This window comes from Anaerosporobacter mobilis DSM 15930, from assembly GCF_900142955.1.
GTDB lineage: Bacteria > Bacillota > Clostridia > Lachnospirales > Lachnospiraceae > Anaerosporobacter > Anaerosporobacter mobilis.
This window is the reverse complement of record NZ_FRCP01000015.1, coordinates 37,288-54,518: the sequence shown is the minus strand read 5'-3', so window position 1 is coordinate 54,518 and position 17,231 is coordinate 37,288. Positions and strand designations below refer to the sequence as shown.

General features: G+C 34.8%; 19 protein-coding genes and 1 tRNA gene. 15 read left to right on the top strand and 5 right to left on the bottom strand.

Annotated features, from left to right (window positions below):
• Positions 1-8: 8 nt before the first annotated feature.
• From BUB90_RS14840 to BUB90_RS14800, 9 genes are all read left to right on the top strand, one after another.
• Entirely contained in the window at positions 9-1,490 is a 1,482-nt protein-coding gene (locus BUB90_RS14840; protein ID WP_073289182.1) for an acetaldehyde dehydrogenase (acetylating), read from the top strand.
• 111 nt (positions 1,491-1,601) lie between these two features.
• Positions 1,602-1,901, top strand: coding sequence for an ethanolamine utilization microcompartment protein EutM (gene eutM, locus BUB90_RS14835; RefSeq protein WP_073289180.1), 300 nt, complete (start codon positions 1,602-1,604; stop codon positions 1,899-1,901).
• An 8-nt stretch (positions 1,902-1,909) separates the two neighbouring features.
• Positions 1,910-2,719 carry a cobalamin adenosyltransferase gene (locus tag BUB90_RS14830; protein ID WP_073289178.1) on the top strand — a complete coding sequence of 270 codons (810 nt, stop codon included), beginning with the start codon at positions 1,910-1,912 and terminating at the stop codon, positions 2,717-2,719.
• Between the two features lie 34 nt (positions 2,720-2,753).
• Positions 2,754-3,386 (top strand): ethanolamine utilization phosphate acetyltransferase EutD, encoded by a 633-nt coding sequence (eutD, locus tag BUB90_RS14825; protein WP_073289176.1) that lies wholly within the window; start codon positions 2,754-2,756, stop codon positions 3,384-3,386.
• Positions 3,387-3,399: 13 nt separating this feature from the next.
• Positions 3,400-4,065 (top strand): hypothetical protein, encoded by a 666-nt coding sequence (locus BUB90_RS14820; RefSeq protein ID WP_073289173.1) that lies wholly within the window; start codon positions 3,400-3,402, stop codon positions 4,063-4,065.
• Positions 4,066-4,079: 14 nt separating this feature from the next.
• Positions 4,080-4,352, top strand: a complete 273-nt coding sequence (locus tag BUB90_RS14815; RefSeq protein ID WP_073289171.1) for a EutN/CcmL family microcompartment protein — start codon at positions 4,080-4,082, stop codon at positions 4,350-4,352.
• Positions 4,349-4,921, top strand: a complete 573-nt coding sequence (locus tag BUB90_RS14810) for a BMC domain-containing protein (protein ID WP_073289169.1) — start codon at positions 4,349-4,351, stop codon at positions 4,919-4,921. Before BUB90_RS14815 ends, BUB90_RS14810 begins: the two co-directional genes overlap by 4 nt.
• A complete protein-coding gene (gene eutH, locus BUB90_RS14805; protein WP_073289167.1) occupies positions 4,918-6,006 on the top strand; it encodes an ethanolamine utilization protein EutH in 1,089 nt (362 codons plus the stop codon). Before BUB90_RS14810 ends, eutH begins: the two co-directional genes overlap by 4 nt.
• 11 nt (positions 6,007-6,017) lie before the next feature.
• Positions 6,018-6,488 (top strand): cupin domain-containing protein, encoded by a 471-nt coding sequence (locus tag BUB90_RS14800; protein WP_073289165.1) that lies wholly within the window; start codon positions 6,018-6,020, stop codon positions 6,486-6,488.
• Between the two features lie 57 nt (positions 6,489-6,545).
• Here BUB90_RS14800 and BUB90_RS14795 read toward each other — a convergent pair whose 3' ends face one another.
• Complete coding sequence (locus BUB90_RS14795) at positions 6,546-7,439, bottom strand: AraC family transcriptional regulator (RefSeq protein ID WP_073289163.1); 894 nt, start codon at positions 7,437-7,439, stop codon at positions 6,546-6,548.
• Positions 7,440-7,788: 349 nt separating this feature from the next.
• A complete protein-coding gene (locus tag BUB90_RS14790) occupies positions 7,789-9,855 on the bottom strand; it encodes an LTA synthase family protein (protein WP_073289160.1) in 2,067 nt (688 codons plus the stop codon).
• 414 nt (positions 9,856-10,269) lie between these two features.
• Here BUB90_RS14790 and BUB90_RS14785 point away from each other — a divergent pair, with 414 nt between their 5' ends.
• A complete protein-coding gene (locus BUB90_RS14785) occupies positions 10,270-10,701 on the top strand; it encodes a DUF523 domain-containing protein (protein WP_073289158.1) in 432 nt (143 codons plus the stop codon).
• Positions 10,702-10,885: 184 nt separating this feature from the next.
• On the opposite strand, the gene BUB90_RS14780 is transcribed toward BUB90_RS14785, so the two are convergent.
• Together BUB90_RS14780 and BUB90_RS14775 are read right to left on the bottom strand one after the other, a co-directional pair.
• Complete coding sequence (locus tag BUB90_RS14780; protein ID WP_073289156.1) at positions 10,886-11,806, bottom strand: pseudouridine-5'-phosphate glycosidase; 921 nt, start codon at positions 11,804-11,806, stop codon at positions 10,886-10,888.
• A gap of 37 nt (positions 11,807-11,843) precedes the next feature.
• Positions 11,844-12,935 (bottom strand): PfkB family carbohydrate kinase, encoded by a 1,092-nt coding sequence (locus BUB90_RS14775; protein WP_073289154.1) that lies wholly within the window; start codon positions 12,933-12,935, stop codon positions 11,844-11,846.
• A gap of 232 nt (positions 12,936-13,167) precedes the next feature.
• Here BUB90_RS14775 and BUB90_RS14770 point away from each other — a divergent pair.
• A tRNA-Leu gene (locus BUB90_RS14770) sits at positions 13,168-13,252 on the top strand.
• A gap of 103 nt (positions 13,253-13,355) precedes the next feature.
• Here the strand turns inward: BUB90_RS14770 and BUB90_RS14765 are convergent.
• The gene (locus tag BUB90_RS14765; protein WP_242952555.1) at positions 13,356-13,916 is read right to left on the bottom strand and encodes a GNAT family N-acetyltransferase; all 561 of its coding nucleotides are present in this window, start codon (positions 13,914-13,916) and stop codon (positions 13,356-13,358) included.
• Between the two features lie 250 nt (positions 13,917-14,166).
• Between BUB90_RS14765 and BUB90_RS14760 the strand changes: the two genes are divergently transcribed.
• The 4 genes from BUB90_RS14760 to BUB90_RS14745 all read left to right on the top strand — a co-directional run bounded on the left by BUB90_RS14760 (position 14,167) and on the right by BUB90_RS14745 (position 17,218).
• On the top strand, positions 14,167-15,027 hold the full coding sequence (locus tag BUB90_RS14760) for a hypothetical protein (protein WP_073289150.1): 861 nt from the start codon (positions 14,167-14,169) through the stop codon (positions 15,025-15,027).
• Positions 15,005-15,961 carry a peptidase U32 family protein gene (locus tag BUB90_RS14755; protein ID WP_073289147.1) on the top strand — a complete coding sequence of 319 codons (957 nt, stop codon included), beginning with the start codon at positions 15,005-15,007 and terminating at the stop codon, positions 15,959-15,961. Before BUB90_RS14760 ends, BUB90_RS14755 begins: the two co-directional genes overlap by 23 nt.
• Positions 15,962-16,171: 210 nt before the next feature.
• Complete coding sequence (locus tag BUB90_RS14750; RefSeq protein ID WP_139241778.1) at positions 16,172-16,621, top strand: hypothetical protein; 450 nt, start codon at positions 16,172-16,174, stop codon at positions 16,619-16,621.
• A 351-nt stretch (positions 16,622-16,972) separates the two neighbouring features.
• Positions 16,973-17,218 carry an aminotransferase class I/II-fold pyridoxal phosphate-dependent enzyme gene (locus BUB90_RS14745; RefSeq protein ID WP_278277299.1) on the top strand — a complete coding sequence of 82 codons (246 nt, stop codon included), beginning with the start codon at positions 16,973-16,975 and terminating at the stop codon, positions 17,216-17,218.
• Positions 17,219-17,231: the final 13 nt, after the last annotated feature.

Here is a 17,231-nt window from a genome sequence, read left to right as displayed (position 1 = left end):
GACAGCGAATGGAAAATCAAGATAAAGACCTACGCTCGATACAAGAGGTGCGAAACCTTTTAAGGGAAGCTGAGAAGGCACAGAAGATCTTGGTAACGTATGATCAAGCTAAGATTAACAATATTATTAAAGTCGTTACAGATGCTTGTATCCAGAATGCAGTACGTCTTGCAAAGATGGCTAATGAAGAAACTGGATTTGGAATATGGCAAGATAAAGTAATAAAGAATGTTTTTGGTTCGAGAGGTGTTTATGAAGCCATTAAGGATCAAAAAACGATTGGTATCTTAAAAGAAGACAAAGAGAAAATGACCATTGATGTTGGTACAGCAGTAGGAGTAATAGCGGGAATCGTTCCATCTACAAATCCAACTTCCACAGTAATGTACAAATCATTAATCTCTATAAAAGCAGGAAACAGCATTGTATTCTCTCCACATCCTGGTGCATTAAAATGTATTCTAGAAACGGTTGAAGTAATAAGAAAGGCGTTAAAATCAGTGGGTTGTCCAGAGACAGCAGTATCCTGCATCTCTATTCCAACTATGGAAGCGACACAGGAGTTAATGAAAAATAATATAACAAAATTAATTCTTGCAACAGGAGGATATGCGATGGTTAAATCAGCATATTCATCTGGAACACCTGCAATTGGAGTAGGTGCTGGTAATGGTCCAGCATTTATTGAAAAAACAGCAGATGTGAAACAAGCAGTGAAACGAATTATGGATTCTAAGACCTTTGATAATGGAACAATTTGTGCGTCGGAGCAATCGGTTGTTGTAGAAAGATGTATGGAAGACACCGTTAAGAAAGAATTTCTAGCCCAGGGCGCTTACTTCTTAGATGAACAAGAAGCAAAGCAATTAGGTAACTTCATTCTAAGAGCAAATGGAACCATGAATCCACAAATCGTAGGTAAATCCGTGAAAAAGATTGCTGAATTAGCAAACTTAACTAGAGTTCCAGATTCAGCAAGAGTCTTGATCGCTAAGGAATGTAAAGTAGGGCATACGGTACCTTACTCCCATGAGAAATTAGCTCCAATTCTTGCTTTCTATGTAGAAGATAATGAAGATACTGCCTTAGATCGTATCTGTGAGATTCTATACTTTGAAGGAATGGGACACACCTTCTGTATGCACTCTAAGAATGAAGAATTAGTAAAACGCTTTAGTTTAAGAGTACCTGCATCAAGAATCTTAATTAATACACTGGGCTCTCTTGGTGGTGTAGGTGCAACTACAAACCTATTTCCTGCATTAACATTAGGTTGTGGTGCAGTTGGCGGAAGTTCCTCTTCTAATAATATTGGACCACTTGATTTAATTAACATCAAACGTGTTGCCTATGGAGTTAGAGAGGTGGAAGAGCTTCGTAAAGATGCTGCTCTTGAGGGTAGTAGTGACGTAGGTGGTTGTTCAAACATGGGAGATATCTCACAACTAGTAGACACTTTGGTTAAAAAAATTATGAAAGAATTGGTTTAATTAATAAGTGTTATATATAAAGGAAAGCACTTCTAAGAGCTTTATGCATGATATTAAAAATAATGTAGAATACTAATTTAGTAATAATGAAATAATAGGAGGTTTCATATTATGGCAAACACAAATGCACTCGGTATGATTGAAACAAAAGGTTTAGTTGGAGCAATTGAGGCAGCAGATGCAATGGTGAAAGCAGCTAATGTTTCACTTGTAGGAAAAGAACAAGTTGGTGGTGGTCTTGTAACAGTTATGGTTCGTGGTGATGTAGGTGCTGTGAAAGCAGCAACGGATGCAGGAGCAGCAGCTGCAGAAAGAGTAGGTGAACTAATCTCTGTTCACGTTATTCCAAGACCTCATACAGAGGTTGATGTAATACTACCTCATGCTAAAGGTCAAATTCCACAGGCATAGTATAGAAGATGGCAGTATTAACGGAGAATGATATCCGTAAGTTATTTAATGAAAAAGTGTTGATGGAAAAGGGTGAGTTCTACCTTGAGAAGGATATGATACTCACCCCATCAGCAAGAACGTATCTTGCGGATAAGAATATTATAATACGAACCGACCACCTAGATGAAAAGACTCATTACCAGAATGAGTCAGTACGAATGAAGAAAGACAAAGAAAATATTAGGAATAAGGAAACAGAGATGGAAATCGAGAAGCAGAAGGAAGAAATCTATGAAACGCTCTTTGGAATAACCTTGCATGAAAAACCAGAGCATATGACTCATCTTCGAGGTAATTTGCTAGTTTTTAAAGATAATGGAAGAATTGCATTACGTGGTGCAATTGATACCTTAGAATCAGAAATTATACTTGCTCAAATTGCTGCACAAAAAGAAGGTTCTATGAAATTAGTCGATGATTTAGAAGAAGTTATTCGATTCATTCGTAGCTTGTTAAGAAGTGAAGTTTCTGGTGAACCAGTTGGTGAATTCCAGTTACAAGGCTTAGATGCAAAAGATATGCGAGAACAGTCTCATCATCCTAGCAAATATTTTGGTATCAAACATTTTTTACCAACTTACAAGCATGGGGAAATGGTTGCTCATTTGAATATGTTAAGAACATTGGCGAGACGAACGGAATTGATTGCATTCAAAGCCTTCAAAACGGATGAAAACAAGGTTGAAAGAGTAGATATTATTCGAGCTTTTAATCGATTATCTTCTCTATTCTGGATTATGATGTTTAAGTATATGACAGATAAATACAAAAGCTAATAATTAGGATATTTAGTTAGGAAGGAGGGTATATATGAATACTTGTAATATGGAAGTAGTCATTGAGAATGTAATAAGAGAGTTGAAAAGTAAAGTATTCGTAATGGTTGAAGCTTCAGGACGTCATGTTCACCTAAGTCAACCTGACCTAGATACTTTGTTTGGAAACGGTTATCAGTTAACCCCAATCAAGGATTTATCACAACCAGGTCAGTTTGCTTGTGACGAAAGAGTGACCATTACTGGTCCAAGAGGATCTTTACAAAACGTAGTAATCTTAGGTCCTACAAGACCAAGTTCTCAAGTTGAAATCTCTTTAACAGATGGACTAGTTCTTGGAGTGAAAGCACCTGTCAGATTAAGTGGTGACATAGACAATACCCCTGGGATTACGATTACAAATCCTAAGAATGGAAAGAGCATTACCATTGATAAGGGAGTTATAGTCGCGAAGAGACATATTCATATCACACCAGAAGATGCGAAGAGATTTGGTGTAAGCAATGGACAATCAATCAAAGTAAAAGTATTTGGAGAGCGTCCAGTAATTTTTGAAGATTTAGATGTGCGGGTTAGTGAGAAATTTAAAACATCTGTTCACATTGATTATGATGAAGCCAACGCATGCGGGTATACAAAAAACAGTATGGGATTAATTTTATCTTAATCGAGGTGGAAGGATGGATAGAGAAAATTTCATTCAGGATATTGTGACAGAATTAATGAATCGTTTAAAAAGGGATTCTAATAGAGTCTGTGTAATCGGTGATTTACCAGAAGATAACTATAGTAATCAGGGAATCGAGTTTGTAACGTCTGCCTCTTATAGTTCAGACGATGATATGATACTAGTTACAACAATGTCTCCTACTATGTTAGCCAATTTAGCAAATGGAATGGCAAAAACAAGAGAAGAAGAAATTATATTAGATCGTCTCTTAAACGGTAAGAAAGTCTTTATCTTAGAAGATGCATATGAATACCAAAGATATCGACGAGTTGCTTATAAAGCTTTGTTTCATCTTTATCAAGAGTATGAGATGAAACTTAGAAACTTTGGAATACAAGTAATTCAAGATCCTGTAGAAATATATAAAGAAAACGTTTATTATAGTAAAAGACAATATCAGCAGTTTACAGATCAAACGTATAAGAATGGGAACGATGAACTGAATACGATAATCGGTAAAGTTGATTGGAGGAAGAAACATCTTCTTCTTGAAAAAGATTTTATGAATAGTCGATTGGATCGTAATCGTGTGGTATTAATTACGGAAGATTGTATCATTACTCCAATGGCTAGAGATTATATAAGGGAGCATCAAATTCATATAGAACGAGGATAGTGGAGGCGGCAAATTTGGAATTAGGCAAAGTAATTGGCAGTGTATGGGCAACGAAAAAAGACGAGACTTTGAATGGATTGAAACTAATGATTATTAAGAGTATGAATGAGTATGAAACATTAAATGACCGTATTACTGTTGCTGCAGACATTGTCGGTGCGGGAGTGGGAGATACCGTACTTGTTGTACGAGGAGGCTCTGCTAGATATGCGATTCAAAGCTCCGATACTCCTATTGATGCTGCAATTATTGGTATTGTTGATTCAATTGAGGTGCTTAAGTCATGAGTAAGAGTATCGGAGCTTTAGAATTTCAAAGTATTAGCAAAGGAATGTATATAGCTGATGCTATTGTTAAGAAAGCAAACGTAGAAATTCTCTTTTTTCGCACAATTTGCCCTGGTAAATTCCTTGTTATCATAACTGGAGAAGAGGATGCTATAGATGAAGCGATTGATTGTGGTGAAGACCTAGCGGAAAAAAGTCTTGTGGATAGTTTTCGGGTCCACAATGTTTCACCGGAAATCGTAGAGGGGTTCCGCAATCGATACGTGCATCCAAGTTATATTGATGCAATTGGGATTATTGAAACAAGAAAAGTCTGTACAGGTATTCGAGTACTTGACATTGCATTGAAGGCAGCAGATGTATCCCTTTTGAAGTTATATATGGCTTTCGCTATTGGAGGAAAACTGGTTTTTCTAGTGACAGGATCGGTAAGTAGCATCCAGTATGCGTTTTCGGAAGGTAAGGCACTGTTAAGCGATTATGAAAGCGAGAATATCGCAATTATTCCATCACCAAGTGAAGAGATGTTAGAACAACTAGTGCATGGGAAAAAGGAGGTAAACGAATGAGCGTTAATGAGATAATTGTCTACATTATGGTTGTATTTGCAGTTCTTGGTGCAATTGACCGTATAATTGGAAATAAGTTTGGATTAGGAGAAAAGTTTGAGGAAGGTATACTAGCAATTGGATCTCTTGCAATTTCTATGGTAGGAATAATTGCGTTAGCTCCAGTCCTTGCAGATTTATTAAAACCTATTGTAGTGCCAGTATATAGTTTTTTAGGTGCTGATCCTGCTATGTTTGCAGGTACGATACTTGCGAATGATATGGGTGGCGCACCATTGGCACAAGCTCTAGCGTTAACAGAAGATGCTGGTAAATTCGGTGGTTTAATTGTAGGAGCTATGCTTGGACCAACAATCGTATTTACGATACCAGTTGCGCTTGGTATTATTGCTCCTGAAGATAGAAGATTCCTTGCAACTGGTGTTTTAGCAGGTGTTGTAACAATTCCAATTGGTTCTTTTATTGGTGGATTAGTAGCAGGTTATCCAATTATGATGGTTTTAAAAAACTTAATACCTATTATCATAATTGCTGTATTGATTGTACTAGGTCTATTAAAATTCCAAAACGGAATGATAAAAGGATTTACTATATTCGGTAAAATAGTTGTTGCAGTTATTACAATTGGATTAATTGCAGGTATCGTAGAGCAACTTACAGGTATTGTTGTAATTAAAGGTATGAATCCTTTAAGTGAAGGTTTTGGAATTGTAGCTGATATTGCAATTGTGTTAGCAGGTGCTTTCCCATTAGTGTATGTAATCACGAAGGTATTCAAGAAGCCTCTTATGGCACTAGGTAAAGTTCTTGGTATGAATGATGTTGCAGCAGCAGGTTTAGTTGCCAGTTTAGCAAACTCAATTCCTATGTTTGGTATGATGAAAGATATGGATAATCGTGGTAAGATACTTAATGTTGCCTTTGCAGTATCAGCAGCTTTTGTATTCGGCGATCACTTAGGTTTTACTGCTGGTTTCGATTCAACGATGATCGTTCCAATGATTATCGGTAAGTTAGTAGCGGGTATAACAGCAGTTATCGTTGCTATGTTTATTGCCAATAAGACATTAGGGAAAGAAGTCTAAGGAGAGTAAGAATGGAAGTTAATCGTTATACAATTGAATCGATGATTCGTGAAATACTAAATGAGAAACTAACTAATCTAGGCAGTGGATGTTCGTTGGACGCGAAAAAAGATTGTACGAGAGAAGGCGTAATAGCTGTTCGTGTTCCAGAAATTAAGGTAGCAGAAGAAGATAGAATGGATACAGGTAAGCCCGGAGATATCGTGTATACGAAAGATTTATTCTCTCTTGAAGAAAGTCCTCGTCTTGGTTGTGGTATTATGGAGATGAAAGATACCACATTCGATTGGACATTAAACTATGATGAGATTGATTATGTGATAGAAGGAAGTCTTAGTATCATAATCAATGGGAAAACAGTTTCTGCAGGACCAGGGGAACTGATTTTGATTCCAAAAGGTTCTTCAATCAAATTCTCTGTACCAAATTATGCAAGATTTATCTATGTGACGTATCCCGCTGATTGGGCTAATCAAGGCTAGTTAATATAATTAATAAATAGAACAGGCTGTTGAAAACTTTATCAACAGCCTGTTCTATTAATTTATATTAGTAGTTACTGAAACACGGAATTCTTTTGGAGTTAATTTGAACTTCTCTTTAAATAATTTGTTAAAATAAGAGATGTTATTAAAACCTGTTTCTAAGGCGACTTCCATGATTGAATGATTGGTCATACATAATTTTTTAGCAGCAATGTCAAGTCTGTAGTTATTGATATATTCAATACAAGTAACACCAAGATATTTCTTAAAGAAGCGCATGAAATGATATTCACTAAAATTAAGTTGTTCTGCCATATCCTTTACTGTTAATTGCTCTGTATAATTATCTTTGATGTATCTAAGAATAATTTTGATTTTATCGGTTACAACATCATCAACATTAACAGGATCTGGTGTTTCAACTGGAATATTAGTAAAAAGTGTATGAAGAAATAGATATAGGTAAGCTTTTAATTCAAGTTCAAACCCTTTTTGTTTACCAGCATATGCATTTTTGCTTTTTAAAAAGTATTCTTTCAGCAAGGAATAGCCAGGAGTATCTGGTCTGATTACGAATGGAAAGATCACTTTGTTATCAGCAATAGAATTAATAAACTTGATAGAACAACTATCATGATTGGTATCTAGCATAGACAAGTTTAATACGAACGTATCAGCCTCATATTCTTCTTGTTTGTATTGGGAGCAAGAATGTAATACATAAGGATTCAGTATTAAGAAGTCTCCTTCGGTTACTGTATAAGGTTTTAAATCGATATGAAAGGTACATTTTCCTCTAGTTATAAGAACTATTTCAAGTTCCTCGTGCCAATGAATATTGATATCAGTAAAGTAATCAGGAACTTTCATTTGATAGAGCTTTATAGGTAATAAGTAGTTACCGTGTTTTTTATTCTCGTGTAATTTAACATATTCTTGTAGATTCATCGTCATCCCATGTATATCACAAGTATACTTGTAGTATACAAAATTGGTTCCTTTCTTCTAAAAATTGAAATTTTTGTTTAGTTGAGCAGTTTTGTATTAGTTAAGGTTACTATGAATGAAGAAATTGCTCTTTTTTCACGCTATAATATTGGTATTCCGTTAGAAAAAACTTCCCCTAAAGTTCTTGTAATCTTAGCGGAATACCATCTATATTTATTATAAAGGTATCATTAAAAATTGCAAGTGTATCCCTGACATTTGCATAAGGATATCTTCATACTGGAGTAATTGTATCCCAAAAAAAGCCTAGTAACGAATTGTTACTAGGCTTTCCTCTTGTTATATGATTCTATTTTACTACATATGGTTCAGAATAACTTAAGATTACCTTGTCATCACCTTTTTGGCCAACTTTAATCTCGTCACCAGTGTTTAGTGTAGTAGTACTGATTGATAGGTTTTTTTCATCGACATACGTAGTTTCTAATTCCGTATCATTCAAGAATACTTTACTGTATTCCGTGAAGTTTTCTCCTTGTATATATATATTGTCTCCAGAGGTGAGAATACCATTAACCTTAATTTTGTCCACACCCATTTGTAGATTGGTTGCAATATATGGGCTTGTTCCGCCATAGATTGTTTGATCTCCATATAGCATATCGTATTGAAGTAATTCTAATTCTTCTAGATAATTAGCTGTATTCAATGAATTCTGATGTAGCTTAGTAAGATATCCATTATCGATATTAAGGCGTTTTAGAATAGAAGCAGTAATCTGATATGCTTCCATATCCATATCAATCTTAGGAAGATTCATGTTATCCCAAATTACATAAGATGTTTGATAGATATTATCGTTTTCTAAGTCACTAGCTTCAATACCTAAGCTAGGAAGATGGTCTCCGTAAAATACTAATACAACATCTTCATCTAGTTTTTTGAATTCATTAATAAGATCACCAATGAAAGCATCCATTTCATGAATCTGATTCACATAATATTCGAAAGCACAACGATCTGCTTCTGCAATTCCATCAACTGTGATTGCATCTACGGCAGGTGTGTAGCCTTCCGTTAATGTATATTGACGTTGTTCTTCTTCACTTGGATTTGAACTTGATAATGTTGCGCTATCTGGAACAGAAAAATCATCTTCACTACCAGGGTATTTACCATGGCCTTGAACAGAAATCGTATAAACAAAATCTTGTTCTTTTGTAGACTTCAATGCTTTTAGTATTTCCTCAATTAGAACATGATCTTTTGCCCAACCCATTGGGTTTAGTTCAACGTTGTGCATATATTCTAGAGATGTGAAAGTATCAAATCCTAAATTACTAAATACTTGGTTACGACCATAGAAAGTACCGTCATTATTGTGTATTGCATGAGTAGAGTAGTTAAGCTCTTTTAGATTATAGGCCATACTTTCGGAAGTTTTTTCTTTCAGTATTGTTTTGTATGGATATTCGCCAGGACCGAAGAAATCTAAGTCCATACCCGTTAATACTTCAAATTCTGTATTCGCTGTACCAGCACCTACAGAAGGAACATTGAGGAAACCATGACTAAATTCTTTTTGTAATGCATGATAATTAGGTAATGGGTCCTCAGAATAGGTGTAATCTTTCATAAGTGTTACATCGTACAAGGATTCAAGTTGAATCATAATGATGTTAGGTGTTTTCTTTTTGTCTTCTTTAATTTCTGGTGGAGTCGTTAATGTATCTTCTGCAAGTTCTACCATCTTTTCTTCAGAGTATGATTTTGGTTTATCAATACCGGTGTTAACAAGACTGTTAGTAAAACAGTATACAAATCCATAATCTTTATATGCATCAGCAAGATTACCAAAGTTTTTAGCTAATGCATTCGTACTAATACCAAGACTAGTCAGTAATAAGATTGAACCAAATAACAAAACGATACACACTGCATTACGAATACGAGCTACACGTTGCTTATATTTTGGAGCAAATATAAATAATAATACGATGAGAGTAATCACAACGATAGCAGCTATAACTATAAGTACGATTTGCCATTTAGTTAAGTATACATGAATCATAGGTATTGCTTCATCCATTAAAGATAAGTCAACCGCTGTAAAAGGTGTTACACGAAATGAGAGTAATACGGCATTCGTTATTGCAAAACCTAACCAAATGATGGATACAATGGTTGAAACGAAAAATCTTCGTTTTACTAGAAAAGCAACTGAGAATGTTAGTAATACAATTAATGTATTATAAAGGAATACAAGTGGATTCGTTACAACATGTTTTAACGCTCCTAATAGCGAGGATCTGTTTAGAATTTCGATAAACAGGTTTATCGCTAACGATAGATAAATGAATCGAATCAGATTCTTCAATTCTTCTTTTGAAAATAAATTCTTTAATTTTTGTAACATTATTATCCTCCTCCACATGGTGATATCATTTAATTAAGACAATGTCGATTCTTAATCTTGATACCCTACTCTCCCCAAGTATCTATATACATAACTAATTAAAGTGAACATTCCAAATATATTATGAAATCAAAGCTTTTGCCGTTTTATGATATAACATTTTCATTTGTTTTTCAATGTTAAAAACAGATAAAATTTTAGTAAATTTAACCTTTTTTTCAGCACCTTTATGAATATAGATTTTAATTGCTGATGTATAGAAAAGTCAACAAATTATTATGAAAGAAACCCTTAAAATTTTCTTAAGATACATGGAAGAATCAACAAAATGTCTTTATGGATAACCGATTGACAAGTAGAGAATCGATTACTATACTTTATGTATGTTTTAATCATAATGAGGAGATAGCAAGAATGAATATTATAGTCAGTGCATGTTTATTAGGGGTAGATTGCAGATATTGTGGAGATAACTGTAAGAACGAAGGGATATTAGAGCTAAGAAAAGAACATAATTTAATACCAGTATGTCCAGAACAGTTAGGTGGGTTACCGACACCTAGAGTGCCTTCAGAGAGAAAAGGTGATTACATAGTTGGGAAGGATGGGACGGATGTAACAGAAGCTTTTAGGAAAGGTGCCAAACAAACACTTTGTATTAGTGAGCTATATAGGTGCGAAACAGCCATCCTTAAGAAGAATAGCCCTTCTTGTGGATTTGGAATAATTTATGATGGCACCTTTTTAGGTAATAAAGTAGAAGGAAATGGTGTCACTGCAGAACTTCTTGCTAATAAGGGGATACGTATCTTCAATGAAGATACTTACACAGAGCTTATAAGGTAAGTTGAAGAAAAGGTTTGAGATTACTTTATTAGTTATTTACATGAAGGAAACGAATAATAAAAAGACAATGTTTCAAAGGTTTGTGTGGGAAATATCCACATAAAACCATGAAAATTGTCTTTTTATTGGTGTTTGAAGATTTAGATTGGTTTCTATGATTAAAGTTGGGGAACTTTAGTGAGGATTATTTACACATCTCGCAAGCAACTTGTGCTGCAAGTTTGGCGTTGTTGTATACAAGTTGGATATTAGATTGTAAACTGTTTCCACCTGTAATTAATTGAATTTCATTAAGAAGGAAAGGAGTTGTTTCTTTACCTTTGATTCCTAATTCATTCATCTTAGCAATTGCGTCATTGATTGCATTGTTAATAGTATCATAATCCATAGCATATTCTTCTGGAATTGGGTTAGTAACTAACATACCACCACGTAATCCAAGATCTAATTTAGCACTAAAAGCATCTGCTAATTCTTTTGGAGTATCCATTCGATAATCTACTTTGAAACCGCTCTTTCTTGTGTAGAAAGCAGGTAATTCTTCAGTTTGGTAACCAAGTACTGGGACACCTTTTGTTTCTAAGTATTCTAATGTAAGGCCAAGGTCTAAGATTGATTTGGCACCAGCACAAACAACCATAACATCAGTCATTCCAAGTTCTTCAAGGTCAGCAGAGATATCCATAGTAGTTTCGGCACCACGGTGAACGCCACCAATACCACCTGTAGCGAAGATTTTAACACCGGCTAAAGAAGCAAGAATCATTGTTGTAGCTACTGTTGAAGCACCGTCTTCACCTTTTGCTACAAGAATAGGGATATCACGACGGCTAGTTTTTGTTACGCCTAAGCCTTTCTTTCCTAAATAATCGATTTCTTCTTTGGAAATACCAACTTTTAGTCTTCCCTTGATAATTGCTGTTGTAGCTGGGATTGCACCATTATCACGGATTATTTTTTCTACTGCAAGAGCAGTTTCTACGTTTTGTGGATATGGCATACCGTGAGAGATGATTGTAGACTCAAGGGCAACAACTGGTTTTCCTTCAGCAAGAGCTTGTTGCACTTCTGGTGCAACGTCAAGATATTTATTTAATTGATTCATGTGATAACCTCCTAGTTTTTATCTTATCATTATGTGTTTATATCTTCAAATCAATTCGGGCCCTTGTTAGTGCAGCCTGAATGGTAAGAGATTCATTAATAGTATTTTTGCCTTCACAACAGATACTTGATGTTGCAAGGCCTAATTTAGTACTTTCGATCAAACTAAGACCGTTTAAGTAGCCCCATGCTATAGCAGCCATGAAACTATCACCAGCACCTGTAGTATTCACAAGAGTAGTCTTCAAACAAGGTAAAAGTGCGGATTCATACTTATTGGCGCAGAATACACCGTCTTTTCCAAGTGAGAGGAACACTTGACTGATCCCTAAATCTAATAGATGCTTAGTAGCTTTTTTCATACTTTTTTCATCTGTGATTTGGATACCTGTTAGTAACTCAGCTTCAATACGATTGGGTTTAATCGAGTGAAAATGGCCTAAAGAAGTGGTTAACTTTCTGGCTTTTGTTGACGAAACAGGGTCTACAAAAATAGGAACCGTACAATATTGTGCTAAATAGTTGATCGCTCCTTCTGATAGGTTTGTATCGATGATACAGATGGAAGCATTATTAATAATGTCCATTTTACTGGAGATATAATCAGGTGTTAAGTAACGATATATCTCCATGTCAGATACTGCTAATTCCATATCGCCGTCATCGCTAGTGATGAATAAATAGCTTGAGGTAATGCCATTAGGAACTGTCAAGGAATTAGTAGTATCAATACCAAGATCCATACAATTCTTCGTTATCTTTTGTGCATTCATATCTTCACCAAATGCAGTGATTAGTTTGACATTAGTTCCAAGAAGACGGAGGTTATGCGCAATGTTTCTGCCAACTCCGCCGAATGTCATTCTTACTTGTCCAGGATTTGAATCCTTGTATATAAGTGGGTTATAAGGTCTTCCGAATATATCCATGTTAACCCCACCAAGAACAACTGCATAATTGTTTTTTTGAACAATATATCCCTTACCAAGAATCATACCCTTTTTCATTAAATTAGATATGTGAACTGCAACCGAGGAACGAGTGATTCCTGCAAGGTCAGCTAATTCTTGTTGTGATATTAAGGGGTTTTCTTCAATCCACTCTAACAATTGTTTCTCTCTACGAGTCATGTAAAATGGCACCTCCTAAATATTTGCTTATTGAAGCAATCTTATGTTTATAGTATGAATCATATATATCCAAATGTCAATTAAAAATTCCTTAAAATAAGTATTTGCAATTATTTAAAAAATAACAATAATTATGAGAAAAAGAAATAAGAAAGCATTGATTTTTAGAAAGCATATGATATAATAAAATAGTTATAAATGGTAAATGGTAATAATAACAAGTACTCATTATGCAGTTGTGGCGGAATTGGCATACGCGCTAGATTCAGATTCTAGTTCAGGTTTACTGAGTGTGGGTTCAAGTCCCATTAACTGCAATTTACAAGGTTTTCAGACGATTAAGCATATTGCAATAAAAAACATCGCTGGATTATTAAATTATAATCTAGCGATGTTTTTTGCATCTATAAGTTATAACTATTAATTAGTCTTCAATTCTTTCCATTCCTCTTCAAGAATAGCCATTAGAATATCATCAGCATATGAATCTCCATCTTTGATTGCATCTCTAAGGACGCCTTCGCGTTTGAAACCAGCCTTAATATAGGCTTTTTCAGCTCTTGTATTATAAGAGAAAACATCTAATTCCAGTCTATGTAGCTGCAATTCTTCAAATGCAAAATCTCTTGTCTTACAGATTGCCCATGAACCAATTCCTTTGCCACATTCGGTTGAGTGAAATAATCCAATTCTAAAATTGGCACTCCTTACTTCAGAATCAATTTCATTGATAACACTTTCTCCGATAATTTTGCCCTCTGGAGATATAATTAAGAAATCATATCGTTCTTCTGATTTTACACATTTTTTAAAAAATCCTACCACTTCATCGTGAGAGAACTCACTTTTACATCCCGTCAATCTAGCTATTTGAGCATCTAACGGATTAAAATTATCCTCATAATATTGCTCAGCATCTTCGATTTTTGCAAGCCTTAATACAAAACCATCTTTTTCCCATTCGCGGTTTATTTTAGTCAATTTACTACCTCCTATATCTTTATACATCACACAAGGTATAGATATCCTAATTATTTCAACACACATACCTAATCGTTTGGATTATATCTATCTTAGATTCTATCATAATTTAAATTAGAAGTCATTCCCTCTATAAGATAAGTACGAAGACAGGTTCACGTTAATGAATAGTATTCGTATTAACTGGTAAATATATGTCTTATTGAGAGATTTGAACTAAAGTCTTTAGTTATGAAGGAAGGAGACATGTATGGAACAGATATCTTGTCTGAATTTTTGTGATATTATGAATTATCTGAACCAAGAGGAAGAGACGATCGAAGCCATCATTAAGAAGACAGCAAAAAAAGCAGGATTTGAACATGTTGAGCGAATCTATATCGGCTCTTATTTTTGTGCGCAATACTTTTTGCATATGGATGACATATTGTTTGATGACATAGTTACGCAAGCTAAGAATATGAAGATACAAGTTACATTGGTAATACCTGTTATACCTCAGAAAGATCTTAATACGGTACTTAAGAAGTTAGAAGGTTACAGTGAGTATTTTGAAGACTGCTTAGATGAGATTACAGTAAATGATTATGGAATGCTTGCATACATTCACGAGAATTATGAGGTACGATTGAATATGGGAAGATTATTTATGAAAGACTACCGTGATCCTAGATATCCTGCCTATTTTAAAACTGTACTAAAACCAAAGATATTCACGAAATATCTAATTCGTCTGATAGAACAATATCAGATTGACGGTATGGAGTTTGAATTAACCCATGTGTCTATTAATTTTGAGAATAAGCCAAAGGGAATTGTGATAGGAGTGCATACACCATTTTGCTATATGACAGTAGGTCAGATTTGTGAATATGCCTCTATTAATAAGCAAATTGAGAAGAAATTCAGACCGAATCAGTCTTGTGCGAAAGAATGCCAAGAGACAATTATTCGATATGACATGCAAGATGGTAGAGAATGGATTCGGGTTGGAAGAGCAATCTATTTTGATAATAGAGACTGTGAGATTGAAGGAGTAAGTAAATACCGTGAAATATATTTTCCTGTGGAATGGGAGGGATTTATCAATGAAGATATTAGTTCCACTTAATAATATGGAGCATATTGATGATTATATTGCTGCCGGAGCAGGAGAGTTCTATATAGGATTCTATGATGAGGAATGGACGAGTAGATTTGGTGATTTTGCAGATATCAATCGTATGTCTGGATTTAAAGAGAACGCGAATCCATTTTCCTTAGAAGAGGTTATAGAAATCATTAATACTGTCAAGAACAAAGGAATGTTGATATATGTAACGTTTAACTCTAGTATTTATTCAGAAGAACAATTGGGGGAGATTAAGAAATACTTTATTGCCTTGAAAGAAGCAGATGTGGATGGCGTTATTGTATCCTGTATTGAACTAGTAGAAATTGCGGATAAACTAGAATTATCGGTTATTGTAAGTACAATTAGCGGGGTATACAATACACAGATAGCTAAATTTTATAGAAACAAAGGTACGAATAGAATTATAATTCCTAGAGATCTATCGGTTGATGAAATCGAGACAATAGTTAAAGAAGTACCAGATGTAGAATACGAAGTTTTCATGATGCGTAATGGTTGCATGTTCTCAGATGCTAACTGCCTTGGAATGCATAGGAATGAATCGTGCTCCATCTGTGGAAGTCTAATCAGCGCAGATAGCCAGATTCATATCAAAGATAATAATTTTAAAAAGCGACATAATATAGAGTTGAATGATTTAATCTATACTAAGTCATTTCATGAATATGCATGTGGCTTATGCTCTATCTATCGTTTTGTTAAGATGAATATTACCGCATGTAAAATTGTTGGACGTACGGATGAATGGAAGAATATATGTAACGATATCCGTTATGTAAAACAAAATCTTGAAATCGCTGAGAGTTGTAAGTCACAAGAAGAATATCTTGAACGTATGCAATTACCAGAAGAAAGCCGTCTTATGTGTAAACTTGGTCTTTCCTGTTATTATCCAGAGATGCGTTTCTAAGGTACAGGTTACGGTGAACTGGTTTTTATGCTGATTAGTTGATATACCCTATACTTGTGGAAAAAATTTGTATGGACAAATATTAACAGGTTATGCTATCATTATACATTGTTGTGTAAATGCACATCACATAATAATCATCGTAAGGTTGACGAAGTCGTCAACTTAAGGCGAATGTTGACTGAAAAGTTACTGGAAGGAAAGGAAAGTATGAACAAAAGACAGTTAAAAAAATCTCTCAACAAGAGGAAAATGGTGAATGTTGCTTTAGCAGGTACAGACAAGAAATGTGTAACAAAAACAGCGGTTAAACCAGAAACTAAAGTAACAAAGAAAGAAAAATGTGCAATTAAAAGCATCACGAAAAAACTAGTTGGTGAATTCATTACTACGAAGGAAGAAGTTGTCCCTATAGGTTGTGAGTTGCTAAGTGCAGGTGCTTATGCATTAAATGGCGAAATCGTATTCTTTGCAAACATTAGTACGAAGAAAGAAGATGCTGTAGTTACAAACAAGGAATATGATGCAATTGTGTATTTCACAGAAGGAGTTAATGGTTGGGTGTCTAAGAATGCAGAAAAGACTTACACTAAAAAAGATTTAGTAGATGCAATCTATACTGCTGTGAATACTATGATAGATGAATACAACTTACAATAGAAAGATGAATTCACTTTCTATTGATATTAATGATAGTAGTGTGTAGGCTTATGAGTATAATAAGGGCTTGTTGCACGAGGATTTCCGATATTCTCTAAAAGCAAATCGTAAGATTAGTGCTTTAGGATAGAATATATGTGGGGAAATATTCGGGCAACAGGTCCTTATGTTTATATCAGAAACATTATAGATAAGTAAAGTCGTTTGAATTGTTAAGAAGTTTTTTAAGTTGTAAAAGTCCAGTTTGACATTCTTCAAATGATCTGGGACTAGTAATGGCAATACTTGTATAAGGAACAAAGGGATGCAATGTTAGCGGCAACAGAGAAGTAATTTCCTAAGGAAGTTAAGGTGACGAGCCCCAAAGGCGGTATGTTTATGTGGGCAGAATTGCCAGAAGGATTGTCAAGTGCAAAACTGTTTCAGATGGCACTACAAGAAAATGTAGCATTCGTGCCTGGTAATCCCTTCTATACGAAAGAGGGCGATGTGCGTACATTACGATTGAATTATACGAATTCAGATGCTACTATGATTGAGGAAGGAATAAAACGGTTAGGGAAGGTAATTACCACTTATAAAGGTAGTATAGAGTAAACTAGATAATAAG

Bases quoted from the DNA above. Each gene is read 5' to 3' on its own strand.
- eutM (WP_073289180.1), top strand. From the start codon at position 1,602: ATGGCAAACACAAATGCACTCGGTATGATTGAAACAAAAGGTTTAGTT.
- eutH (WP_073289167.1), top strand. From the start codon at position 4,918: ATGAGCGTTAATGAGATAATTGTCTACATTATGGTTGTATTTGCAGTT.
- BUB90_RS14820 (WP_073289173.1), top strand. From the start codon at position 3,400: ATGGATAGAGAAAATTTCATTCAGGATATTGTGACAGAATTAATGAAT.
- BUB90_RS14760 (WP_073289150.1), top strand. From the start codon at position 14,167: ATGGAACAGATATCTTGTCTGAATTTTTGTGATATTATGAATTATCTG.
- eutD (WP_073289176.1), top strand. From the start codon at position 2,754: ATGAATACTTGTAATATGGAAGTAGTCATTGAGAATGTAATAAGAGAG.
- BUB90_RS14785 (WP_073289158.1), top strand. From the start codon at position 10,270: ATGAATATTATAGTCAGTGCATGTTTATTAGGGGTAGATTGCAGATAT.
- BUB90_RS14840 (WP_073289182.1), top strand. From the start codon at position 9: ATGGAAAATCAAGATAAAGACCTACGCTCGATACAAGAGGTGCGAAAC.
- BUB90_RS14810 (WP_073289169.1), top strand. From the start codon at position 4,349: ATGAGTAAGAGTATCGGAGCTTTAGAATTTCAAAGTATTAGCAAAGGA.
- BUB90_RS14775 (WP_073289154.1), bottom strand. From the start codon at position 12,935: ATGACTCGTAGAGAGAAACAATTGTTAGAGTGGATTGAAGAAAACCCC.
- BUB90_RS14830 (WP_073289178.1), top strand. From the start codon at position 1,910: ATGGCAGTATTAACGGAGAATGATATCCGTAAGTTATTTAATGAAAAA.
- BUB90_RS14750 (WP_139241778.1), top strand. From the start codon at position 16,172: ATGAACAAAAGACAGTTAAAAAAATCTCTCAACAAGAGGAAAATGGTG.
- BUB90_RS14790 (WP_073289160.1), bottom strand. From the start codon at position 9,855: ATGTTACAAAAATTAAAGAATTTATTTTCAAAAGAAGAATTGAAGAAT.
- BUB90_RS14755 (WP_073289147.1), top strand. From the start codon at position 15,005: ATGAAGATATTAGTTCCACTTAATAATATGGAGCATATTGATGATTAT.
- BUB90_RS14780 (WP_073289156.1), bottom strand. From the start codon at position 11,806: ATGAATCAATTAAATAAATATCTTGACGTTGCACCAGAAGTGCAACAA.
- BUB90_RS14800 (WP_073289165.1), top strand. From the start codon at position 6,018: ATGGAAGTTAATCGTTATACAATTGAATCGATGATTCGTGAAATACTA.
- BUB90_RS14795 (WP_073289163.1), bottom strand. From the start codon at position 7,439: ATGAATCTACAAGAATATGTTAAATTACACGAGAATAAAAAACACGGT.